At 74.8% G+C, this 21652-nt stretch carries 19 protein-coding genes; 5 read left to right on the plus strand and 14 right to left on the minus strand.

Annotated features, from left to right (window positions below):
• Window positions 1-34: 34 nt before the first annotated feature.
• Window positions 35-550 carry an SRPBCC family protein gene (locus ACY0MR_RS08475; protein ID WP_473560075.1) on the minus strand — a complete coding sequence of 172 codons (516 nt, stop codon included), beginning with the start codon at window positions 548-550 and terminating at the stop codon, window positions 35-37.
• A gap of 297 nt (window positions 551-847) precedes the next feature.
• A complete protein-coding gene (locus ACY0MR_RS08480) occupies window positions 848-1630 on the minus strand; it encodes a GbsR/MarR family transcriptional regulator (protein WP_392868145.1) in 783 nt (260 codons plus the stop codon).
• A 245-nt stretch (window positions 1631-1875) separates the two neighbouring features.
• On the opposite strand from ACY0MR_RS08480, the gene ACY0MR_RS08485 reads away from it, so the two are divergent.
• Both ACY0MR_RS08485 and ACY0MR_RS08490 read left to right on the plus strand, forming a co-directional pair.
• Window positions 1876-2541: a DUF4097 family beta strand repeat-containing protein gene (locus tag ACY0MR_RS08485; protein ID WP_473560078.1), complete on the plus strand. Its 666-nt coding sequence runs from the start codon at window positions 1876-1878 to the stop codon at window positions 2539-2541.
• 264 nt (window positions 2542-2805) lie between these two features.
• On the plus strand, window positions 2806-4086 hold the full coding sequence (locus ACY0MR_RS08490; RefSeq protein ID WP_388807141.1) for a radical SAM protein: 1281 nt from the start codon (window positions 2806-2808) through the stop codon (window positions 4084-4086).
• Here ACY0MR_RS08490 and ACY0MR_RS08495 read toward each other — a convergent pair.
• The 3 genes from ACY0MR_RS08495 to ACY0MR_RS08505 all read right to left on the minus strand — a co-directional run bounded on the left by ACY0MR_RS08495 (window position 4052) and on the right by ACY0MR_RS08505 (window position 6150).
• Window positions 4052-5332, minus strand: a complete 1281-nt coding sequence (locus tag ACY0MR_RS08495; RefSeq protein WP_473560080.1) for an MFS transporter — start codon at window positions 5330-5332, stop codon at window positions 4052-4054. The two genes, ACY0MR_RS08490 and ACY0MR_RS08495, sit on opposite strands and share 35 nt — an antisense overlap.
• A 102-nt stretch (window positions 5333-5434) precedes the next feature.
• Window positions 5435-5800 carry an ArsR/SmtB family transcription factor gene (locus ACY0MR_RS08500; protein ID WP_361859093.1) on the minus strand — a complete coding sequence of 122 codons (366 nt, stop codon included), beginning with the start codon at window positions 5798-5800 and terminating at the stop codon, window positions 5435-5437.
• A 167-nt stretch (window positions 5801-5967) separates the two neighbouring features.
• On the minus strand, window positions 5968-6150 hold the full coding sequence (locus tag ACY0MR_RS08505; RefSeq protein WP_361859090.1) for a cold-shock protein: 183 nt from the start codon (window positions 6148-6150) through the stop codon (window positions 5968-5970).
• A gap of 608 nt (window positions 6151-6758) precedes the next feature.
• Here ACY0MR_RS08505 and ACY0MR_RS08510 point away from each other — a divergent pair.
• Window positions 6759-8267, plus strand: coding sequence for a right-handed parallel beta-helix repeat-containing protein (locus tag ACY0MR_RS08510; protein WP_473560083.1), 1509 nt, complete (start codon window positions 6759-6761; stop codon window positions 8265-8267).
• A 141-nt stretch (window positions 8268-8408) separates the two neighbouring features.
• Here the strand turns inward: ACY0MR_RS08510 and ACY0MR_RS08515 are convergent, their stop codons facing one another.
• Both ACY0MR_RS08515 and ACY0MR_RS08520 read right to left on the minus strand, forming a co-directional pair.
• Window positions 8409-9482: a LysR family transcriptional regulator gene (locus ACY0MR_RS08515; RefSeq protein WP_403314010.1), complete on the minus strand. Its 1074-nt coding sequence runs from the start codon at window positions 9480-9482 to the stop codon at window positions 8409-8411.
• A gap of 91 nt (window positions 9483-9573) precedes the next feature.
• Entirely contained in the window at window positions 9574-10122 is a 549-nt protein-coding gene (locus ACY0MR_RS08520; RefSeq protein WP_388806990.1) for a carboxymuconolactone decarboxylase family protein, read from the minus strand.
• Between the two features lie 143 nt (window positions 10123-10265).
• Between ACY0MR_RS08520 and ACY0MR_RS08525 the strand changes: the two genes are divergently transcribed.
• Window positions 10266-10844, plus strand: a complete 579-nt coding sequence (locus tag ACY0MR_RS08525; RefSeq protein WP_361859078.1) for a TetR/AcrR family transcriptional regulator — start codon at window positions 10266-10268, stop codon at window positions 10842-10844.
• A 90-nt stretch (window positions 10845-10934) separates the two neighbouring features.
• Here the strand turns inward: ACY0MR_RS08525 and ACY0MR_RS08530 are convergent, their stop codons facing one another.
• The 7 genes from ACY0MR_RS08530 to ACY0MR_RS08560 form a co-directional block, all read right to left on the minus strand.
• Window positions 10935-12632, minus strand: a complete 1698-nt coding sequence (locus ACY0MR_RS08530; protein WP_473560086.1) for an acyl-CoA synthetase — start codon at window positions 12630-12632, stop codon at window positions 10935-10937.
• The gene (locus ACY0MR_RS08535; RefSeq protein WP_473560088.1) at window positions 12629-15907 is read right to left on the minus strand and encodes an FAD/NAD(P)-binding protein; all 3279 of its coding nucleotides are present in this window, start codon (window positions 15905-15907) and stop codon (window positions 12629-12631) included. Before ACY0MR_RS08535 ends, ACY0MR_RS08530 begins: the two co-directional genes overlap by 4 nt.
• The gene (locus tag ACY0MR_RS08540; RefSeq protein ID WP_329284350.1) at window positions 15904-16380 is read right to left on the minus strand and encodes a cobalamin B12-binding domain-containing protein; all 477 of its coding nucleotides are present in this window, start codon (window positions 16378-16380) and stop codon (window positions 15904-15906) included. The genes ACY0MR_RS08535 and ACY0MR_RS08540 overlap by 4 nt, the downstream gene beginning before the upstream one ends.
• Before the next feature lie 531 nt (window positions 16381-16911).
• Window positions 16912-17337 (minus strand): cupin domain-containing protein, encoded by a 426-nt coding sequence (locus ACY0MR_RS08545; protein WP_361863534.1) that lies wholly within the window; start codon window positions 17335-17337, stop codon window positions 16912-16914.
• Window positions 17330-18241 carry a sulfurtransferase gene (locus ACY0MR_RS08550; protein ID WP_473560091.1) on the minus strand — a complete coding sequence of 304 codons (912 nt, stop codon included), beginning with the start codon at window positions 18239-18241 and terminating at the stop codon, window positions 17330-17332. The genes ACY0MR_RS08545 and ACY0MR_RS08550 overlap by 8 nt, the downstream gene beginning before the upstream one ends.
• Window positions 18242-18311: 70 nt before the next feature.
• Entirely contained in the window at window positions 18312-18851 is a 540-nt protein-coding gene (locus ACY0MR_RS08555) for an HPP family protein (protein ID WP_473560093.1), read from the minus strand.
• Between the two features lie 170 nt (window positions 18852-19021).
• Window positions 19022-20572: a vanadium-dependent haloperoxidase gene (locus tag ACY0MR_RS08560; protein WP_473560095.1), complete on the minus strand. Its 1551-nt coding sequence runs from the start codon at window positions 20570-20572 to the stop codon at window positions 19022-19024.
• A 331-nt stretch (window positions 20573-20903) separates the two neighbouring features.
• On the opposite strand from ACY0MR_RS08560, the gene ACY0MR_RS08565 reads away from it, so the two are divergent.
• On the plus strand, window positions 20904-21455 hold the full coding sequence (locus ACY0MR_RS08565) for a hypothetical protein (protein ID WP_473560097.1): 552 nt from the start codon (window positions 20904-20906) through the stop codon (window positions 21453-21455).
• Window positions 21456-21652: the final 197 nt, after the last annotated feature.

A 21652-nucleotide genomic window follows, 5' to 3' on the forward strand; every position in this document is an offset into this window, starting at 1 on the left:
GCGCCGGACGGGCGTGGTCGCCGGGGGCGGTGGTTCAGCGGTCCCGCGGGGCGCGGGGGCCGCTCCCCGGCTCGCCCCGCGTCCAGGCGTCCGGGCCCGGGTCACCGCCCTCGGCCCGGATCGCGAGCCGGTCGACGTAGTGCTGCCAGCCCTCCGCGTGCGCCTCGCAGGCCTCCGAGGAGGGCAGGCCGCTGTGGATGAGGTGGAGGAGGGTGCCCTCCGGGGCGGGTTCGAGGGTGATCTCGACGGTGCTGGTGCCCGGCGGGACGGGTTCGGAGCTCGGCGGGGCGGGCACGGCGCCCGTCTCCCAGCCCCAGCTGAACACGATCCGGCGGGGCGGGTCGACGGTGATGAAGCGGCCGGCGGCGACGTCCTGCCCGGTGACCCGGGTGCGGTAGGAACCTCCCGGCTCGAAGTCGAACGTCCCGTCGACCCCCATCCACGACAGCCACTTCGCCCGGTCGACGAAGAGGCCGAAGACGGTCTCGGGGCCGGCGGCGATGTGCCGTTCCAGGGTGACGGTGTCCATGGGGGTCGCGGGGATCGTCATCGGGCTCCTCGCTTCGTGCGGCCTCTGCGGCGAGCGGGCGGGGCTCCCCCGGTCGCCCGGACGGAACCGCTCCGGGCCCTCCGTGCGCAGCGTAGCCAGACCGGGGGCCCGCGGCACCTCGGGCGGCCGCCGACCGGGAGCGGCGGACGGCGCGGGCCGCCGTCGCCGCCTCCGCCGCGCTCAGACCGCCCCGGCGCCCGTCGCCGCGGGCGGGTCGGCATCCGGGGCGGCCGCTCCCGGGGCGGCCGCCTCCACAGCGGCCGTACCCGAGATGGCGGCCTCCGGGACGGACGTACCCTAGGTGCTCCCCTCCGAGGCGTCCGTACCCGAGGTGGTCGCCTCCGGGGCGGTCGCGTCCGCGGCGGTCGCGCCCTCGGATCTCGTCGAGAGGATCGCGCGGGCCTGCTCCGCGGCGCGGGCGGTGCTCTCGGAGACGAACTCGAGGAAGCGGGCGATCCCTTCGAGGCGGTCGCCGGCCGGTGTGCCGGAGCCGAGGACGCCGACGCCCTGCCGTGCGGTCTCGACGATGTGCAGGGTGGCGCGGGCGCTCGCCATCATCGACTGATACCAGATGTCGTCGTCGACGACGTAGCGCTCGCGGCGCCGCTCGTCGCGCTCGCGGCGGACGAGCCCCTGGCCGTCGAGGAAGGCGATCGCCTTGGAGACGGACGCCGGGCTGACCTGGAGGTGCTGGGCGAGCTCGGCGGCGGTGAGGCTGCCCGAGTCGGTGAGGCAGAGGCAGGCCATCACCCGGGCCATCATCCTGGGCGTCCCCGACTGTATGAGGACGGTCGTGAAGACCTCCTCGTACGCGCGCACCGCCTCGGCGTCCCGGCCGTGGGCCGTGACGGGTGCCCGCGGGTCGCGCGGCACGGCCTGCTTGCGCCGCGCCCGGTGCCCGGTGGCCCGGTGGGCGAGGTCGGAGCGGTAGCCGGTGGGGCCACCGTTCCGCATGACCTCTCGGGTGACCGTCGACGTGGGGCGGTCGAGGCGCCGGGCGATCTCGGCGTAGGCGAGGCCGTCGGCCAGTCCCAGCGCGATCTGCTGACGTTCCTGCTGGGTGAGCCTGCCTCCCGGCATCGGGCCTCCTTCATGGATCGGGGAGCCACACCCTAGCGTTCACTCGCAGTCCATTGCAACGAGCAGGGCCACCCGTGTTGCGTTAAGCGCAGCTCCATTGCAATGAATAATCCATCTTGACCTGGGGTTTCCATATCCATGCGCAACGAAACTGTTGCCAGCATCGTGAACGCAACGTAGCTTTTCACTCATCGGAAACAACGAGTCGCCACCAGGGCGGCGCACCGGACCGAAGGAGAAGCACCATGCGGACGTTCGCCACCACCGCCGCCGTCACCGCCGTCCTCGACATCCCCGCCGGCCGCATCCAGCTGATCGCCGCCGACCGTGCCGACGCCACCGTCGACGTCCGCCCCGCGAACCCCGCCAAGGGCGCCGACGTGAAGGCGGTCGACCAGGTCTCGGTGGAGTTCGCCGACGGCGTCCTGCGGATCGCCGCCGCCTCCGCCAGGAACCGGATCCTGGGCGACTCCGGCTCCGTCGAGGTCACCGTCCAGCTCCCGGCCGGCTCCCGCGTCGAGGCCAGGACGGCCGCCGCCGAGCTCCGCGGCGTCGGGCGACTCGGCGACGTGGTCTTCGAGGGCGCGCAGGGCCCGGTCAAGCTCGACGAGGCCGCGAGCGCCCGGCTCAGCCTGCTCGCCGGCGACATCACGGTCGGCCGTCTCGGCGGCTCGGCCGAGATCAGCACCCAGAAGGGCGACCTCCGGATCGCCGAGGCGAAGGGCGGCACGGTCGTCCTGCGCACGGCGGCCGGTGACATCACGGTCGGCGCCGCCCGCGGCGTCTCCGCCGTCCTGGACGCCGGCACGAGCTACGGCCGCGTGCACAACGCGCTCCAGAACGCCGGCCAGGCCGGACTGACCGTCCACGCCACCACCTCGTACGGCGACATCACCGCCCGCAGCCTCTGATGCGGTCCGCCCCGCGGGCGGCGTCCTCCGGTCCGGCCGGAGGACGCCGCCCGTCGGCGTTCCCCCGATCGGGTCGTCGGCCCTCCTCCGGTACCGGGACGGGCGCGACGCCGGCCGGGGGGGAACCGGGGGCCCGGCGGGTCCCGGTCGACGCGGCGGGGGCGGGCGCGCGTAGCGTGAGGTGTGTCGGCTCCGTCGTCTCTCACCTGGAGATCCGCCTTGTCCAGCGCCGCCCCGACCCGTACCGCCGTCGTCGAGTCCCTGATGGAGCGCTTCCCCGGAGTTCCGGCGGAGGCCGTGTTCAAGGAGGACCTGCTGCGCGGCGGGCTCGCCTTCGACCCGTCCGCGCTGTCCGGGAACGAGGGGGGCGAGGTGAAGCCGAAGTCGTACTTCATCTTCTCCTTCGACCACCGGACGCTGCCGGAGCTCGGGGAGGCGGCGCTGAACCGGCCGCCGGAGGAGATCGTGCTCACGGGCGGACCGTACGGGCTCCGCCGCACGGTCGTGTCCGTACGGGTCAACCCGTCGTCGCCCTACCGGGTGGCGCCGGACGCCGACGGGGCGCTCGCGCTGTTCCTCGACGGGGTCAGGATCGCCGACGTCGGGCTGCCGCCGATGCCGGAGTACTACCGGCACCCGCTGACCAACGGGAAGTCGGTGATGGAGGTCGCGCCCACCATCCAGTGGGGCTACCTGATCTACCTGACGGTCTTCCGCGTCTGCCAGTACTTCGGCGCCAAGGAGGAGTGCCAGTACTGCGACATCAACCACAACTGGCGGCAGCACAAGGCGGCGGGCCGCCCGTACACCGGGGTGAAGCCGGTCGACGAGGTCCTGGAGGCCCTGGAGATCATCGACCGGCACGACACGGCCCGCACCTCGACCGCCTACACCCTCACCGGCGGCGCGGTCACGTCCCAGGTGGGCGGGAAGGACGAGGCGGACTTCTACGGGCAGTACGCGCGGGCGATCGAGGAGCGCTTCCCCGGCCGCTGGATCGGCAAGGTCGTCGCGCAGGCCCTGCCGAAGGAGGACGTGCAGCGCTTCCACGACTACGGCATCCGGATCTACCACCCGAACTACGAGGTGTGGGACCGCCGGCTCTTCGAGCTGTACTGCCCCGGCAAGGAGCGCTACATCGGGCGGGACGAGTGGCACCGCCGGATCCTGGACTCCGCCGAGGTCTTCGGGCCGCGCAACGTCATCCCCAACTTCGTCGCCGGCGTCGAGATGGCCCGCCCCTCCGGCTTCCTCACGGTGGACGAGGCGATCGCCTCCACCCGGGAGGGCCTGCGCTTCTTCATGTCGCGCGGGATCACCCCCCGGTTCACCACCTGGTGCCCGGAGCCCACGACCCCGCTGGGCCGCGAGAATCCGGACGGGGCGCCGCTGGAGTACCACCTGCGGCTCCTGGAGGCGTACACGGCGACGCTGGAGGAGTACGGCCTGACCGCTCCGCCCGGGTACGGCCCTGCCGGGCCGGGGCGCGCGGTGTTCTCGGTGAGTTCGTTCATGGACGCGCTGCCTCCGGCTCCGGGCGAGTAGCGGCGCGCGGGGGCCGGACGGGGGGCGTGCGCGGCCATGTGCGCGCGGCGCCCACGGCCCCCGCGAGCGCCACGGCGGCGAGGACCGCCGCCGAGGCCGCGGGGCCTGCCGTCGCGGCGAGCCCGCCGACGAGCGGGTAGGTGAGCAGCCAGCAGGCGTGCGAGAGGGAGAAGCGGGCCGCGAAGGCGGCGGGCAGATCGGCGCTCGGGACCGCGCGGCGCAGCACCCTGCCGCCGGGGGTGAGCACCGCCGAGCCGGCCGCGCCCGTGACCAGCCAGACCGCGAGCAGGGCGGGCCAGGACCAGGCTCCGGGCGGGACCGCGAGGCCGAGGGCGAGCAGCGCCAGGGCCCCGGGGAGGGCGAAGGCGGCCCGTGTCATGACCGCGCGGTCGTCGCCCCGGGCCAGGACGCGCGGCAGGAGCAGGGCCACCGCCATCGAGCCGGCGCCGTAGGCGCCGAGGGCGAGCGGGACGTCGCCCGCGGTGCGGCCCAGGGTGTCGCGGACGAGGGTCACCGTCTCGACGAGGACGACGGCCCCGGCCGCCGCGACGGCGAGGTCGAGCCAGAGGAGGGCCTTCAGGCGCGGGGCCGCGAGGACGAGCCGGATCCCGGCGGCCGCCCGGGCGCACGGACCGGGGCGGTGCTCGACGCCCCCACCGGGCGCCCGCCGCGGTTCCGGGCCGGGCAGGGCGGTCGTGCGGACCAGGAGGGCGGAGCCGAGGAACCCCACGGCGGTGCCGGCGAAGAGCCAGCCGTACGGGAGGGCGGTCAGCAGCGCGGCCGCGAGCACCGGACTGGCCAGGCTCTCCAGGTCCTGGGCGAGCCGGGCCAGCGAGAGGGCCTCGGTGTACGCGCGCTCGTCGGGCAGCACCCGCGGGATCGTCGCCTGGAAGGCGGGCGTGAAGGCGGCGGAGGCGGCCTGGAGCAGCAGGATCAGGACGTACACCTGCCAGACCCGGCTGACGAAGGGCAGGGCGAGCACGACCGCCGCGCGCGCCAGGTCCATGGAGACGAGCAGCGCCCGCGGGGGCACGCGGTCGGCGAGGGCGCCGACCAGCGGGGCGAGGAGCACGTACGCGGCCATCTTGATCGCGAGCGCGGTGCCGAGGACGGCGGTGGCGTTCGCGCCGGCGAGGTCGTACGCGAGGAGGGACAGGGCCACGGTCGCCAGGCCGGTGCCGGTGAGGGCGACGACCTGTGCGCCGAACAGGCGGCGGTAGACGGTGTTGCGCAGCACGGACGGCATGAGGACGCCCCCGGTCGGCCACGGCGGACTGCGGACGTCACCACGGTAGCCGACATGTGCATGGTTGCGCACATGTCGACGCGAGAGGGGGGCGGGGGAGGATCAGTCGTGCCAGGGCTCGCCGCTGACCTGGTGGTCGGCGCGGCTGATCGCCTCGACCACCAGGCGCTTCAGATGGCCGTCCGGCATGGCGTACACGACCCGGCGCCCGTCCTTGCGCGACTGGACGAGCCCGGCGAGGCGCAGCTTGGCCAGGTGCTGGCTCACGGCCGGGCGCGCGGCCCCGCAGGCCTCGGTGAGCGCGGTCACGTCGGCCTCGCCCCGGGTGAGCAGCCAGACCAGGTGCAGCCGGGTGGGGTCGGAGAGCAGCCCGAACACCTCCGCCGCCGCGGAGAGTTCGAGCGCTCCCGGCGTCCGCTCGTGCGGCCGCGACACGGCGGCGGCCGCGGGATCCAGGCGCTCAGACATGGGCCCATCGTAGGCAGCCGGGCGGCCGGACCGACGGCACGGGCGTGGCCGTCGGACGCGCGGCCCCTCCACCTCCGCCCGGACCGACGCCACGGACCTCGACGCCGTGCGCGGCCCCTCCGCATCCGGCCCACGACCGCCGGACCGACGGCGCGGGCGCGCCGCCGTCAGATGCGCAGCTCCTTCGCCTCGAAGCGGCCGTCGCCGAGGACCAGGACGAAGGAGACCTGCTGCCCCTCGGAGAGGGCGCGGACCTCGCCCTCGATGTCCTCGGCACTGAACCAGACCTGCTCCTCGGAGTTCAACGGGACGACGAAGCCGTACCCGCCGGCACGGTTGAAGGAATGCACGAACCCTTTGCTCCTGCCTTCCACGGCCACCTCCTCGTCGCCACGGCGGAGGCGGGCGAGGGGCGGGGGAACCCCGCCCGGCCGCATCCGCGCCTCAGACGACTTCTACCCCGTACGCCCGCTGTTCGCCCGTGGTGGCGGGCCGGTCGGTGGCGGGTCCGGGCGCCGGCCCGGGCGGAGGGCAGGTGGTGCAGACCACTCCTCCACGTCTCGTAGAATATTCAACTGAGGCCCGGTGCCGGCGATCCCCCGTGTCCGGCACCGGGCCTCACTCCGTCCCCCCGCCAGGCCCCGCCGCCGGACGGACGCCCCCGTCGCGATCGCGGCGGCGTGCCGGACGGGTCCCTCCGGAGGCGCCACCGGGGCCCTCGCTCGTGAACGCGCCGAGCATCACAGCCACAGCCGTCGCCGCAGCCACAGCCCTCGCCGCCGTCGCCGCCGCACCGAAGGCCGGTTCCGGGCGGTTCGCGGTGAGGTCGTCGTCGACAGAAGTCGACCAATCAACCGCGTCCTGATCGATATTCGATCATTCGACACTTCTTCATTGACTCGATCATCGGCCGCACCTAGCTTCTGGCGGCACCAGACCTCGAGAAAGGTGTCGCGTCATGACCATGGAGGCAATTCCGGGGCGGCGTGCGGCCGTCGGCGGGCTGCTCGCCGTCGTCCTCGCCCTCGCCGGCAGCGTCGCCCTCCCCACCGCGCCCGCCTCGGCCGCCGGGGGCACCACGTACGTGGACTGCTCGCGCGCGGCAGCGGGCGACGGCAGCCAGGCCGCGCCGCTGAACAGCATCGCCCAGGCCAACGGGAGGACGTACGCGGCCGGCGACACCCTCGCCTTCGCGTCCGGCACCACCTGCACCGGCTCCCTCGCGCCGAAGGGCAGCGGCACCGCGGGCGCCCCCATCACGCTCACGCGGTACGGCACCGGCGCCCTGCCCGTCATCGACGGCGGCGGCGCTCCGGACGCCGTCTCCCTGACCGACCAGGACCACTGGCGGATCAGCGACCTCCGCATCACCAACCCGGCCGCCTCCCTCGCGCGCCGCACGGGGATCCGGATCTCCGCGACCGACGGCCGGGCGCACCGCGGCTTCGACATCGGCCGCGTGCTCGTCGACCGCGTCGCCGGCCAGACGAACAAGAACAGCCCGACGACCGAGGACTACGTCCAGTCCGCCGGCATCGTCACGGGGGCGAGCGGCAGCGGCTCGACCCTCCACGACGTGCACGTCCACGACAACCGGATCACCGACACCGGCGGGGGCGGCCTCAAGATCCGGGTCGGCGCCATGGCGGTCAAGGGTTCGGGGGTCCTGATCGAGCACAACGTCGTCAAGGACGTCGGCGGCGACGGCATCATCGCCAGCTACGCCGACTCCCCGATGATCCAGTACAACAGCGCCTCCGGCGTCGGGAACGGCGTCTACCCCTTCTCCGGCGGCAACTTCGCCGGGATCTGGGTGCTCGGCGACCACAACCCGACCATCCAGAAGAACGCCGTGTACGGCATCACCCGGATGTCCGTGGCCGACAGCCAGGCCTTCGACTGCGACTGGGGCAACACGGGCACCTGCCTGATCCAGTACAACTTCAGCCGCGACAACATCGGCGGGTTCTTCCTCGACTGCGACGGCTGCGGCACCATCGGCGGCGCCCGGCAGGTCGTCCGCTACAACGTCTCCGAGAACGACTGCCGGATGAGCAGCGTCAGCGCGGGCCGGTCGGCCCTGCACATGTACAACAACGTCCTCTACTGCACGGACCGGAAGTTCAGCATCACCCTGCCCGACGAGAGCGTCGTCGAGAACAACATCTGGGTCGGCACCGCCGATTCGCGCCTGCCGACCGCCGCCGGGATCTCCTGGCTCTGGAACGTCTTCCAGGGCGTGCCCCGGCCGACCGCCAACGGCATCGTGGGCGACCCGCGCTTCGTGAACCCGGGCACGGGCGGCGACTCGCTCGCGTCCGCCGACGGCTACCGGCTCCGCGCGACCTCGCCGGCGCTGGGCAACGGCTCCGTGATCAGCGGCAGCGGGGGCCTCGACTACTGGGGCAACCCGGTGTCCACGACCGCCAAGCCGCACCGGGGCGCCTACAACGGGCCCGGCCTGTAGCGGCCTCGCTCCCGCCTCGCGTACGGACGGGGAGGGAGGGGGAAGGTGCCACGGCGCGCCGTCGCTCCCTTGAGGACCCGGTCGGGGGTGGGGCCGGGGGGAGGCGGCGGTGCGCCGTGGCACCGGTCTTCGGGTGGGGTGTCAGGACGCGATGCTGGGGTCCGGGTCGAGGGCCGGGGCCGCGTCGCCGAGCACGTCGACCGGGCTCGCCGGGCCGGGCTCGCCGGGGTGGACCGCGCAGGAGAGGGCGGTGGCCTGGCGGAGCGTCTCCGTGAGGTTCTGCCAGTCGAGGGCCGGCCGGGTGTCGGAGCGGCCGAGGACCAGGGAGGCGTTCCAGCGCATCCGGGGCACGCCGGGGAGCGGACGCAGCCCGCCGGCCTCCTGGTGGGAGGCGGCGAGGGCCATCGGGAGCATCGCACAGCCGAGGCCGGACTGGGTGGCGGCCCGGACGCCGGCCATGGAGCCGAGTTCATGGATCTCGGGCGGGCTGTCGCAGCGCAGCCGGAGGAACTCGGGGAGCCAGCGCTGGGACGGACAGTCGGGGTCGGCGATGACGACCTGGCGGCCGAGGCCGGCGCGGCGGTGGCCGACGCTGGTGACGGGGATGAACTCGACCTCCTGGAGCCGCACTTCGGTCAGCTCGTCGGAGCGGTCGGCGTGTGCCGGGTCGGCGAGCTGGGCGGTCGGGTCCTCCGCGTCGACGACGGTCAGGACCAGGGCGCCGTCGATGGCGCCGGCCCGGAAGGCGTCGTGGACCTCGGCGGTTCCCATGACGCGCAGGGCGAGTTGGACTCCGGAGAGGAGCCGCCGCCCGATGTGGGTGACCCGGGCGAGCTGCTGTCCGTACGCGAGGGCGGGGACGATGCCCACGGTCAGCCGCGGCGGGTTGGCCGCGGGACGGCGCAGGGCCGTCTCCATCTCACCGACGAGGGTGAGGATCTGACGGGCGTAGTCGCACAGGACGGTGCCGGCGCGGGTGAGCCGGACGCCGTTGGGGAGCCGCTCGAAGACGGGCTCGCCGACCTGCCGCTCCAGGGCACGCATCTGCGCCGTGACGCTGGACTGCGAGTACCCGAGGCGTCGTGCCGCCTGGGTGAAGGACCCGGTCAGGGTCACCTCTCGGAAGGTCCGAAGGGTTCTTGCGTCGATGTCCACGTGAAATTCCCCCCTGCCGCGCAGGCGGCAGTTCCTCGCACCAGGTGGTTGGTCGTCCACCCGCTTCGATCGCCCCAGTCGGTTGTCGCACAAGCCGCAGGGGTGCCGGACGCCCCTTCGCGCCCGGCACCCCTGCTCGGCCGCGAAGACTCTACTCGGCGAGCTGGGCCGGGACCAACGGAAAGTCCAAGTCCGGCTGCGCAACGTGATTGAAGAAGTTCGACAGCACGTTGAGCGCGACGTGGCCGACGATCTCCGCGATCTCGGCGTCGGTCACGCCGGCGGCGCGGGCGTCGACCAGCGCGGCGTCGGTGACGCGGCCGCCGGTGGCCATGACGGCCCCGGCGAAGCGGAGCACCTGGTCCATGTGCGGGTCGCCGGCGTCGGTGCCGTGGCGGGTGTCGAGCAGTTCCTGCTCGCTCAGCCCGACCTTGCCGCCGCGCAGGGTGTGCGCGGAGACGCAGTAGGTGCAGTCGTTGTGCTGGGCGATGAAGAGCGCGAGCTGCTCGCGCTGGCGGGCGCTGAAGCTGCCGCCGACGAGGGCCTCGCGCATGGCGAGGTAACCGCGCAGGGCGGCGGGGCCGTTGGCCAGGGCGGCGTACAGGTTGGGCAGCTTGCCGAGCTGCTTGAGGGTGCCTTCGAGCAGCTCGCGCTGCTCCTCGTCGGCGGTCTCTACGGTCAGTTGGGGCAGGCGGGGCATGGAGCTCTCCTTGAGCCGGACCAAGACGGAACTGATCGGTACCATCGAGACGGTACCGATCGGTTCCGTCTGGCGCAACGGGAGGCAGCCACTCCCCTTTCCCCTCGGGATCGCCGATACGGCACCGAGTGGTACCGTCTGGTATGGCCACCAACGCGAAAGAACGGCTCCTCGGCGCGGCGGAGCGTCTGTTCTACGAGGAGGGGATCCGGGCCGTCGGCATCGAGCGGATCCTGTCCGAGTCCGGAGTGGGCCGCGCCTCCTTCTACCGCCACTTCCCCAGCAAGGACGACGTCGTCGTCGAGGTCCTGCGGCGCCGCGACGGCATGTGGCGCGCCTGGCTGGACGGCCGGATCGCGGTGAGCGAGCGCACCCCCGAGGAGCTGCCGCTCGCACTCTTCGACGGACTGGCGGAACGCTTCGCCGCGGCTTCGTTCCGCGGCTGCGCCTTCATCAACACGATGGTCGAGACCGCCGATCCGGACAGTCCGGCGCACCACGTGGCGGCGGAGCACAAGGAGAAGGTCATCGCGGTCCTCGACCGGCTCCTCACCGAGGGCGGCTACCGCGAACACGAGTCCCTGGCGCGCCAGTTGGCGCTCCTCGGCGACGGCGCCATCGTGACGGCCCTCCGCGAGGGGACGTCCGAGGCGGCGGTACGGGCCCGGGGCGTCGCGGAGATCCTGCTCCGGACGGCGGAGAGGGAGACGGAACGGGTCTAGGCCGTCTGGTCGTGCCGATCGGGCCCGCGAGCGGGGCCCGATCGGCACGATCCGCGGGAATCCGGGTCCGCGGGCCCGGGCCGCCGCCCGTCAGTGCGCGGCGGGTGCCCCCGGGCGCAGTTCGTTCCGGCGCACCTTGCCCGAACGGGTCCGCGGGAGGCGGGCGACCACCTCGACGCCCCGCGGGACGAAGACCGGGGCGAGCCGCTCGGCGGCGAGCGCCAGCAGCTCCGCACCGATGCGCCCCCGCACATCCGTGATCAGCGCGCGGCGCTGCGGGCGCAGTTCGACGACCGCGTACGGCGCGAGGCCGCCCTCCGGGTCCGCGCACGGCACCACCGCCGCGTCGGCCACCTCCGGATGGGTGCGGAGCACCGCCTCGATCTCCATGGGGGAGACCCGGTGGCCGTGGGACTTGAAGACCTCGTCCAGCCGTCCGAGCAGCCGGATCGAGCCGTCCGCGCACCGCTCGCCCCGGTCGCCCGTGCGGTACAGACCGTCGGCGAACGCCTCCGCCGTGCGTGCGGGCTGCCCCGCGTACCCCCGCATGAGCCCCGGCGGACGGTCCGTCAGATCCACGCACACCTCGCCGGCATCGCCCCGTTCCCCCGTGTCCGGGTCACGCAGCACGATCCGGTAGCCGGGGAGCGGGTGCCCCAGCGGGGCGAACGGCTCCTCGGCGCCGGGAGCGCGGCCGATGAGCGCGGTCGCCTCCGTCTGGCCGTAGCCGTCGCGGACCCGGACGCCCCACGCCGCCTCGATCCGCTCCACCGTCTCCGCCGTCAGGGGCTCCCCCGCCGCCGTCGCCTCGCGGAGCCGGGGCGCCTCCGTACCCGCGTCCAGGTGCGGCAGCAGGGAACGCCACGCACTGGGCGGCGCGCAGAAGCTGGTGACTCCGTGCCCGGCGAGGACGCCGGGCAGCACGGACGGCGGGAGCCCGCCGTCCGGAGGGGCGAGCACGGTCGCCTCCGCGGCCCAGGGCACGAAGAAGCTGGACCACGAGTGCTTCGCCCAGCCGGGCGCGGAGAGGTTGAGGTGCCGGTCGCCGGGGCGCAGCCCGCTCCAGTACAGGCTGGACAGGTGCCCGACGCCGTATCCGGCGTGGCTGTGCTCCACGAGTTTGGGCAGCGAGGTCGTCCCGGAGGTGAAGTAGCAGAAGGAGGGGTCGGCGGCCCGGGTCGGCCCGTCGGGGACGAAGCGGGGCCGGCCGGGGCCGCGGGTGTCCGGATACGGGACCCAGCCCGCCCGCTCGCCCGTCCCGACGGCCATCCGGAGGCCCGGCACCGGCAGCGGGTCGAGCAGGTCGACGAGCCCGGGCGCGGCGACGACGTGCCGCACGGAGCCCCGGTCGATCCGGTCCGCCGCCTCGGCCCGGGTGAGGTCCTGGTAGCCGGGGACGACGACCGCCCCGAGCTTGATGCAGCCGAGCAGGGTCTCCCACAGTTCGGCGCGGGTGCCGAGCAGGATCAGGACGCGGTCCCCCCGCGCGACGCCGTGCTCCCGCAGCGTCGTGGCCAACGCGCTGGAACGGGCCGCGAGTTCGGCGAAGGACAGCCGGTCGACGACGGGGACGCCGCCGTCCGGTCCGGGCTGCCCGAGGAGTTCGAGGGCGGGCCGGTCGTTCCCCTCGGCGAGGACGTCGAACCAGTCGAGGGCCCAGTTGAAGTGCGCGGCCCGCGGCCACCGGAAGGCGGCGCAGGCCGCCTCCCGGTCTCCGCGCAGGCGCAGCAGCAGGTCGCGGGCCGCCCGGTACTCCTCGTGGGCGGGCGTCCGGACCGCGCCGCTCACCCCGCACCCCCGAGCAGCACGCGGCGGTGCGCCGTCCGGACCGCGCCCGCCGGTTCCGCGGCCGCCACGAGCGCCTCCGCGATCGCGTCCGCGTCCCGGGCGAAGGAGCCCCACGGACCCGGCCGGCCGCTGCCGACCTGGGTGAACCACCGGGTGAACTCGCTGGGGATGCCCAGCACATGGGTGGTGGCGTCCACGGAGCCGTCCGCCCTGACCGGGTGGAAGGGGGAGTCGGTGCAGTCGAGACCTCCGGTGGCGAACTCCTCCGCCCCGTCGACCGCGTTGGTGAAGGTGCGGATCTCCCCGTCGGCCAGGAGTCCCCGGATCAGCGGGTCGCGGTCGGCTGCCAGATCGGTGCCGGGCACCCGCGCGTCCACGACGACGTCCAACGGCACCCAGGAGTTCTCCACCTGCGCCGACTCCACGGCGAACCGTCCCTCGACGGGATCGGCGCCGAACCGTGCTCCGGGGCCGACCGGTTCGAGGACCCCGGCGGCGAGCAGCGCGAGGAACTGCTCGGACCGCAGCGGGGGCGGTCCGGTGGAGACCATCGCGGCCACCGGACCGAACTCGGCGAGGAACCAGCGGTGCGAGGCCGGGGTCAGTCCGCCGAAGTCGACGACCGTCCGGATGGTCTGGCGGACGTCCCGCAGGACGTCGGCGGCCGCCTTCAGGGGCCCGTCGGCATTGCCCTGGCGTGCCTCGAAGAGGTCGGCGCGCAGCCACTCGGTGAGCACCTTGTGGTACTCCGCGGGGGAGCCGAAGCGGCGGTTGCCGAACGGACGGGCGAGGACGTCGAGCCCGGCGAGGGGACGGGCGTCGACCCGGTAGCCGGCCGCGAGCCGCTCCAGGACCCGCGGGTCGGGTCGGGCGTCCGGCCGGTCGGCCAGGGTCTGGACGGCGCGCTCGGTGAACTCCCCGGCGGCGTGGGGGCCGTGGACCTGGCGGATCCGGGTGGCGAGGAGGACGAGGTTGACCTCGGCGAGCAGCCAGGGCAGCACCGAGGCCTCGAAGTCGAGCGGCGCCCCCTCCGCGCGGATCGCCGCCATCCGCTCCGCGGTGAACAGTCGCGCCCGGTAGCGGTGTTCGGGGCCCTTCTGGTTGGCGCCCCGGGTGAGCAGCGGCACTCCCCCGCGGGAGCCCGCGAGGATCCGGGGCTCCTTGCCGCTGGGCAGGTAGAGCAGGCCGTCGCAGCCCTCGGTGAACGTGCCGCCGCGCCCCAGGGTGAGCTCGGTCAGGATGTCGTAGAAGGTGAGGCCCATGCCGAGGATGCCGACGCTCGCGCCCGCCGGGATGTCGGCGAGCGGCATCTCGCTCGCGGAGCCGCCCGCGACGTACCGGACGGGGCGGGCGGGCGTGCTGTGCTCGCGGGCGAACCGGGTCCAGGCGCGCCCGCCCGCGTCGGGCTCGGTGACGGGATGGCCGGTGGCGAGGACGATCCGGTCGACGGTGAGGACGTCGCCGCGGTCGAGTCTCAGCCGGTGCCCGCCGTCTCCTCCTCGGGCGCGGTCCGCGCAGATCACCCGGGCGGGAACGCGGTGGACGGTGACGGAGGGCGGCAGGGTCTCCTCGATCCGCCGCATGACGTGGGTGAGGTAGCGGCCGTAGACGGCGCGGGGCGCGTACCCCTCGGGCTCGGCCGCCGCCGGGTCGTCCTCGGCCCACCACTCGCCGAGGGTCGGTCCGGCGCCCGGCCGGTGGGGTCCGTCGTCGGCCGGCCCGGAGAACATGGTGACCTCCTGGGCGGGGGTGTTCATCAGGAACCACGGCGACTGGTCCGTCCGCCAGATCCGCCCGGCCCCCGCCTCGTACGGATCCACGGCGAACACCTCGACCGGCCGCGCGGGCGGGGTCGCGGCGCAGCGGGCCGCCAGCCGCTCCAGTACGGAGAGTCCGCGCGGGCCCATGCCGACGAACGCGATCCGCAGCGGCGCCTCGGACGGCGCGGGGGCGTCCCGGGGCCGCGGTTCGGGCGGCGGGTCGGTGGTGGCGGCCTGGTCGTGTTCGCGGGCGACCCGGCCGAGCATGCCGGAGAGCTGGCGCGAGGTCATGGGTACGGTCCTCCTGCTGGTGGTGAGCAGCGGCAGCGCGCCCAGGTCCGTCCAGTGCAGGCGCCCGTCCGGTGCGACGGTGGACCGGACGGCGCCCCGGTTGTCGGGGTGCAGGCAGAACGGGACGTCGAGCAGCCCGCGGTCGAAGGCCTTGAGGAGGGCGACGCCGAGGTCGTCGGAGAGCCCGAGGACGGCGGTCACCAGGGCGCGCGCCTCGACGAGCGTCTCCTCGGCGTCGGCCCCCGCGGCGGACCCGGGGCCCTGCCGGGTGCCGCGCCGGGGCGCGGAGCGGGCGGCGTCGGCGGCGATCCGCAGCGCGGTCAGGTTCTCCTCCACCGTCGGGATGCGGTGGGCCTCGGTCTCGGTCTTCACGATGAGCCGCTGGGCCCCGCCGCGTACGGCCAGTTCGGCGCTGCGGCGCAGCAGCAGCCGGGCGCCGGGCACGGTCCTCGGGTAGACCCCCATGTAGGTGTAGAGCACGATGTGGCGGTCCACGGCGGCGGGCAGGAACTCGTCGGCGAGCAGCCGCAGCGCGGTGAGCGCGCCGGTGTCCTGGGCGGGATGGGTCTGCTGGGCGTAGCTGAGGGAGACGCTGGTGGCGCCGTTGGCCGCGAAGAACAGGCATTCCAGGAGCGAGACGGCGACGAGCAGCGACGGTGGGCAGAGCTGTCCGAGGAGGCACCCGCCGAAGGATTCGAGATGGGCCCGGCGGCCGTGCGCGCGGCTCTCCTCCGTGAGGAACTGGACGGAGTCGCGCCAGGCGGCGACGGATTCGGCGAGCGGGGTGCGCCCGTAGGGCAGGCAGTACGAGACGGGGCCGCCCTCGGAGGCGGAGAGCCCGGCGGCGGCCATGGTGCGGAAGATGGCCAGCGGGTCGGCGGAGCCGTGCCGGACCTGTACGGGGGTGCCGCGTCCGGCCGCGGCGGCGACCCGGGCGGTGGTCTTCGGTCCGTGGCTGACCAGCGGGAACCCGTTGAGGGGCCGCCCGTCGCGCAGGGCGGCGGTGGCGGCGGCGTGGTCGCCGACGCGGGTGTAGCTGTCGATGGTGAGGGTGGCGACGGTCCTTTCGGGCAGGGCGGCGACGGCGGCGACTCCGCCGGCCATCACCTCGGGAGCGACCATCCCCATGCGGGGCTGGACGACCAGTTCACCGGCCGCGGCCGAGTCCTGGACGAAGGCGCCGAGGTCGCCGGGGGCGGGCGGGGGCGGGGCGGAGGTCGTCAAGCCGCGGCCCGCCCGGTACACGCACCGCCGAGATCGGCCAGCCGGCGCAACAGCGCGGTGGGCGGGGTGCCGTCCGCGTACACCTCGTCGTACCCGGCGTCGAGGAGTTCGGCGGTGCGGGTGGCGGCGCCCTCCGGGGAGATGCCGAGGAGCCCGCCGATGACCATGGGGAGGGCGCGGGTCTTGCGGTCGGCGCGCAGGGCGCGGGCGGCGCGCAGTCCGTCCTGGTGGCCGTGGCCGTTGACGGAGGAGAGCACGACGAGGTCCGGGCTGGTCATCCGGGCGGTGTCGACGAGCAGTTGCTCGGGGACGCAGGGCCCGAGGTTGAGCACGGAGTGCCCGTGCTCCTCCAGGAAGAGCTGGAGGTGGACCAGGTTCCAGGTGTGGGCGTCGGAGGAACCGGTGGTGAGCAGGACCCGACGGGAGGGCTCGGGACTGCTGCGCAGGGGCTGGGGCCGTGCGGACGGGGTCATGGCGTCTCTCCGGTTGGGGTGCGGGGCGGGCTGGTGTGCGGGGTGGTGCGGGCGGCGCGGGCTCCGTGCCGGCGGCGCGGACTCCGTGCGGGACGCGCGGGCGGTGCGGCGCGCCACCGGCCCGGCCGGTACCGGCGGTTCGGGCCGGCGGCCTCGGCACGGCTCGGCCCGGCGCGCCGGCACTGCGGTGCGGTGCGGTGCGGTGCGCGGGGCGGTTCGGTGCGGTGTGGTGCGCGGCTCGGGGAGCCGCCGGAGCGGGGCGCGGCGGGCCGCGGACACGGCTCCGTCCCGTACCGGCGCGAGCGGGACGCCGTGCGGGGCGGGCGGTGTGTCCGTACGGACCGGGGCGGTGCGGTGTACGGGCGCGGGGCGGGCGTGGTGCGGCCTCGCCCGCGGCGGTGCGGCGGGCCCCGGCGGGCGGGGACCGCCGCGCGCGGGGTGCGGGGTGCGGCCGGCGCGAGGCCGCGGGCCGCCGGGCCGGGGGCCCGGCGGTCCGTGACCGCGCGGGGGCGGGCGCTCGCGCCGGGCGCCTCAGGCGCCGGGCTGTGCGGCGCCGACGCCCGTGGTGATCTCGCCGTCCGCGGGCGTGCGGGCGGCCGCCGGGCGGGCGCGGACGGCGAGGACGGTGCAGCCCTCGGCGCTGGACATCTGGTGGCGGGTGCCGGGTTCCTCGACGACGAGGTCGCCGCGGTGGAAGCGGCGCCCGTCGCTGTGGTCCAGGGTGCCGTCGAGGACGAGCATCAGCTCGTGCCCCAGGTGCTCGTGGAAGTCGCCGTGCGCGCCCGGCGGGAAGCGCAGCAGCAGCGAGGCGGAGTCCTCCTCCTCGGCCGCGTCCGGACCCCAGAGGACCACGAACTCGACTCCCACGCGGCCGGGTTCGGTCCACGGCACCCAGGGCAGGTCGGTCTGGTCGAACCCGTTGCGGAGCACGTTGCGGAAGACGGTCACGTCAGGCATGGGCGCGGACCTCCGAGGCGGCGTCGCGCTGGGCGACGATGGACGGGATGCCGTCGGGGCCCCACGGCTGGGGCCCGTTGACGATGGGGGCGCCGATGAGCGAGCCGAACTCGCGCCAGGCGCCGTCGTAGTTGCGGATGTCGGGGAGGCCGAGGAGTTCGCTCAGTACGAACCAGCTGTGCGCGGAGCGCCAGCCGACCCGGCAGTAGACGACGGTCGGCACGTCGGTGCGGACGCCGGCGTACGCCGCGGCCAGCTCGGCGTCGTCGCGGAAGGTGCCGTCGGCGCGGACGGCGCTGTGCCACGGGATGTGCTCGGCGGACAGGGCGTGGCCGCAGCGGACGCCGAGGTCCTCGGGCACCCCGGGCGGGGTGTTGCTGTGCCCGAGGTACTCCTCCGGGGAGCGGACGTCGAGGAGCTGGTGGCGTCCGATGTGGTCGAGCATGTCCTCGCGGCGGGCGCGGATCGTCTCGTCGGCGGCCGGCACGGGGTGGTGGACGGGCGCGCGGTCCGGCGCGGCCAGGGTGAGGGGGGCGCCGAGCGCCTCCCAGCGGAGCCGTCCGCCGTCGAGGATCCGCAGTTCCCGGTGGCCGTACAGGCGGAACTGCCAGTACGCGGCGGCGGCCCACCAGTTGTTGTTGCCGCTCAGGAAGACGACCGTGTGGTCGCGGGAGATGCCGTGCCGGCCGAGGAGCGCGGCGAAGGCCTCGGGGCCGATGACGTCGCGGCGCACCGGGTCCTGGAGGTCGCTGGTCCAGTCCAGGCGGACCGAGCCGGGGATCCGGCCGAGGGTGCTGCCGCCGTCGGTGATCTCGACGAGGACCGTGTTCTCGTCCCCGGTCGCGGGGTCGCGCAGCTGTTCCATGATCTGCTCGCAGCTGACGAGCAGTCTGTCTCGGTTCACGGGAGCTCCGTTGAGGGTGAGTACGCGGACGTGCGGTCGGGGTGAGGGGGGTGGTGCCGGGTGGGTCCGGTCACCACCAGTACGCGGGGTACTTGCCGATCACGCCGAGGCGGGAGGCGATCAGGCCCACGAGGACGAGCAGGGCGCTGCCGACGGCGAGCAGGACGAGGAAGCGCAGCGGCGCGGGGTCCTGGAGGACGGCGAGCACGGCGGTGGCGGCGGCGGGCGCGTGGACGGCCCGCAGGAGCAGCATGAGGCCGACGCTCAGGCCGGCGGCGACCGCCGCGACCCAGAGGGAACGGCCGAGGAGGGCGACGGCGGCGAGGCCGAGGACGCCGGAGCCGACCTGGCCGAGCATGACGCCGCGGGGCTGGGCCGGCGGCAGCACGGGGGTGCTGCAGATGATCATGGCGGTGGCGGCCAGGGGCGCGATCATCAGGAGCTGGCCGGTGGCCTCGCCCAGGGCGACCAGGATCACCAGGGACACGACGGTGGCGAGGGTGCCGAGGGCGGCGGGCCGGCCGCCGGGGAAGGGCGGCGCCCCGCCCGCCCAGCGGCTGCGGGCCGGCGGGGTCGCCGCGTCCGCGGGGGTCCGGGTCTGGTTGCTCACGGTGGTCTCTCCTTGGCGGGGCTGGCGGGGGCGGGGCGGGAGTGCGGGGCGGTCGGGTGGGGCCGGGCGGGTCGACCGAGGCGCGGGGGCGTCACGGGCGGATCGCTGGACGGCGCCGCGGGCGGCGCGTCCCGCGGGGCGGTTCCACCCCGCGGGACGGGCCCGCCGGGTCAGCGGTGGGTGCCGCCGAAGTACCGCATGGCCTGCCGGTGGACGACCTTGCCGATGCGGTGGCCCATCTCGATGCCGGGCTCGTTGTCGAAGCTCCAGTGCATGCCGCCGTAGACCCGGGAGATGCCGGCCTGCCGGGCGGCCTCGCTGAAGGTGGGCCAGTGCAGGACGACGTCGGTGCGCGGGGTGAGGCCCGGCTCGACGGTGGAGGCGCCCGCCTTGAAGCGGAACGAGTCGCCGAAGGAGTCCGAGCCGGTGAAGCGGCGGAGGAACTCGGCGGCGGCGCCGGAGAAGGTGCTGTGCCCGGAGACGGTGGCTGGGAACGGCGGGACGGCCACGTACGCCTGCCAGTCGAGGCCGTCCATGGTCACGGTCCCCCGGCCGGGTCCTCCCCAGGCGCGGATCTGCCGGCCGCGCCGGTCGTACGGGATGAGGGTGGAGGGGCGGGCGAAGTCGTACTGGGCCTTGACGGCCCAGGAGCCGATGGCCGCGTCGCACTCGGCCATGTTGAGGCCGAAGAATATCTGGGCGTCCTCGTCGACGCCGTGGCCGTCGCGCGCGGAGACGTACCGTCCCCACATCTGCTGGGCACCGGGCGGGGTCACGTCGTCGTTGAGCCAGAACTCGGCGATGGCCTTCTGCTCGTCCGTCAGGCTGGCGCTGATGTCGAGGAGTTCCTCGATGGCGGCCGTCATCCGGACCGAGGGGTACGCGGGCGGGGCCGGCACCGTGAACTGGTCGGGGCGGCTGAGGGCGAAGGGCTTCATCACGGCGAACTGGGGGGTGAGGTAGCGCTGGATCTTGCCCCCGACGATCAGCGGGGTCCAGTGCGCCGGGTCGGTGACCGTGGCGGGGTCGAAGGCACCCGCGGTCTGGGGGGTGTTGCGCGGCTGGTAGCCGGTGGTGTCGGCGTACGCGGGTGTCCCGAGCTGGTTGGCTCCGTCGCCGTGGCGGAAGTCGAGGACCGCCCGCGCGGTACGGCGGCCGATCCAGGCGGGGCTGTTGCGGCGGGGGTCGGTGAGCTCGGGGTCGTGGCCGAGGCTGCGGAGCATGTTGTCGATGGCGACCTTGTACTCGGGGTACAGGTCGAGCAGGGCGAGGTGGGCCGCGTAGCTGATGGCCTCGTTCTTGTTGTCGAGGGTGCGCTCGGAGCGGGGCCGGCGCAGGGAGCCGCCGAAGCGGGTGCCGACGGCACAGTGGTCGTAGCAGGCCCAGGCGTCGTAGATGGCGTTGTGGATGATCGCGAGGGCGCGGGCGTTCACGGTGGCGGGGCCGAAGCGGTTGCCCGCGGCCTGGTAGCGGCCGAGGATCGCGTCCATCGCGGCCTGGTTCCAACGGATGACGACGCTGGGATCGGTCACGGCGCCGGGCCGGCGGCGGCCGGTGCGCGTCTCCGCCTCGAAGCTGGTGGGCACGGCCCAGGCCGCGCTGCCGGGCAGGGCGAGCGCTCCGGCCGCGGCGGCCGACGTGGTGAGCACCCGGCGCCGGGTGAGGGCGGTGCGGGCCGCGGGGGGCGTGGTGGAGGCGGGAGCGGCGGGTCGGTGGGACATCCGTGGATTCCTTCGCATGCTGCCGGGAGCGGATGGACGCGGTCCGGGTCCGTGAATCACACACAAACTCGAACAGTGCTCAGGCTGGCGAGATTTGATCGCGTGCGGCAACGCCCTATCGACTTCTTCCATCGCCGTCATGCAAGGAACCGATGGGCGTCGCGGGGGTGCTCGGGACGTGGTTAGCGTGGCTCACGGCGTCCGACCTCCTGCCGGGATTTCGGCGTGATCCGAACGGTCCGCCGCCCCGGCTCGCCTCGGCCCCCGGCCTCGATCCGCCCGCACGGCCCCGCCCGGCCCCCGCGTCGACTCGTGATGGAGATGCCCGCGCATGACCGTTTCCCCCCAGGTGATCCCTGCTTCCACCGCTCCCGCTCCGGGGACCGCGACCCCGGCGTACGACTCCTCCGCCGCCTCCCTCGGCCGCTTCGACCGGCTCGCCCCGCGGCTGCACCGGTACGGCCTGGGCATGCTCAGGGCCGGCCTCGGCGGCGTGTTCGTGTGGTTCGGGGTGCTCAAGGTCGTCGGTCTCAGCCCGGCGGCCGCGCTCGTCGTCGACGTCCTGCCGTTCCCCGCGGGAGGCTGGTTCGTGCCCTCGCTCGGCTGGGCCGAGGTGGCGCTCGGCCTCTGGCTGATCTCGGGCCGCGCCCGCGCGCTGGCCCTGCCGGTGCTCACCGGCCACCTCTGCGGGACCTTCGCGGTGCTCGTCCTCACCCCGTCGGTGGCCTTCTCGCACTCCAACCCGCTGCTGCTCACCCTGGTCGGCGAGTTCGTCGTCAAGAACGTGGTGCTGCTCGCCGGCGTGGTGGTGGTGACGACCGCGACGACGCAGGCGACGGCCACGCACGCGACCGCGGCGGAGGGGTCCCGGCCGCGCGCCTGACCCGCGCGCCGGGTGCGGCGCTGCGGCGACCCGCGACCCGCGACCCGCGATCCGGGCCACGGACAAACCTGTGTCTCGGTTTGTTGCGGACACTCTCTCCCGACCGCCGGAACAGCGCCGTCTCTCCTGCCTCCGCTCCCCCGCCTCCGCCCCCGTCCGGCGCCCGCATCCGTCGGGCGGCGGGCGCCGTCGCCGAT

The organism is Streptomyces sp. JN8 (assembly GCF_055808075.1).

What these genes read in the sequence shown, in the direction of transcription:
- ACY0MR_RS08475 (WP_473560075.1), bottom strand. Translation starts at nt 550, where the DNA reads ATGACGATCCCCGCGACCCCCATGGACACCGTCACCCTGGAACGGCAC.
- ACY0MR_RS08480 (WP_392868145.1), bottom strand. Translation starts at nt 1,630, where the DNA reads ATGCCGGGAGGCAGGCTCACCCAGCAGGAACGTCAGCAGATCGCGCTG.
- ACY0MR_RS08485 (WP_473560078.1), top strand. Translation starts at nt 1,876, where the DNA reads ATGCGGACGTTCGCCACCACCGCCGCCGTCACCGCCGTCCTCGACATC.
- ACY0MR_RS08490 (WP_388807141.1), top strand. Translation starts at nt 2,806, where the DNA reads ATGGAGCGCTTCCCCGGAGTTCCGGCGGAGGCCGTGTTCAAGGAGGAC.
- ACY0MR_RS08495 (WP_473560080.1), bottom strand. Translation starts at nt 5,332, where the DNA reads ATGCCGTCCGTGCTGCGCAACACCGTCTACCGCCGCCTGTTCGGCGCA.
- ACY0MR_RS08500 (WP_361859093.1), bottom strand. Translation starts at nt 5,800, where the DNA reads ATGTCTGAGCGCCTGGATCCCGCGGCCGCCGCCGTGTCGCGGCCGCAC.
- ACY0MR_RS08510 (WP_473560083.1), top strand. Translation starts at nt 6,759, where the DNA reads ATGACCATGGAGGCAATTCCGGGGCGGCGTGCGGCCGTCGGCGGGCTG.
- ACY0MR_RS08520 (WP_388806990.1), bottom strand. Translation starts at nt 10,122, where the DNA reads ATGCCCCGCCTGCCCCAACTGACCGTAGAGACCGCCGACGAGGAGCAG.
- ACY0MR_RS08525 (WP_361859078.1), top strand. Translation starts at nt 10,266, where the DNA reads ATGGCCACCAACGCGAAAGAACGGCTCCTCGGCGCGGCGGAGCGTCTG.
- ACY0MR_RS08540 (WP_329284350.1), bottom strand. Translation starts at nt 16,380, where the DNA reads ATGACCCCGTCCGCACGGCCCCAGCCCCTGCGCAGCAGTCCCGAGCCC.
- ACY0MR_RS08545 (WP_361863534.1), bottom strand. Translation starts at nt 17,337, where the DNA reads ATGCCTGACGTGACCGTCTTCCGCAACGTGCTCCGCAACGGGTTCGAC.
- ACY0MR_RS08560 (WP_473560095.1), bottom strand. Translation starts at nt 20,572, where the DNA reads ATGTCCCACCGACCCGCCGCTCCCGCCTCCACCACGCCCCCCGCGGCC.
- ACY0MR_RS08565 (WP_473560097.1), top strand. Translation starts at nt 20,904, where the DNA reads ATGACCGTTTCCCCCCAGGTGATCCCTGCTTCCACCGCTCCCGCTCCG.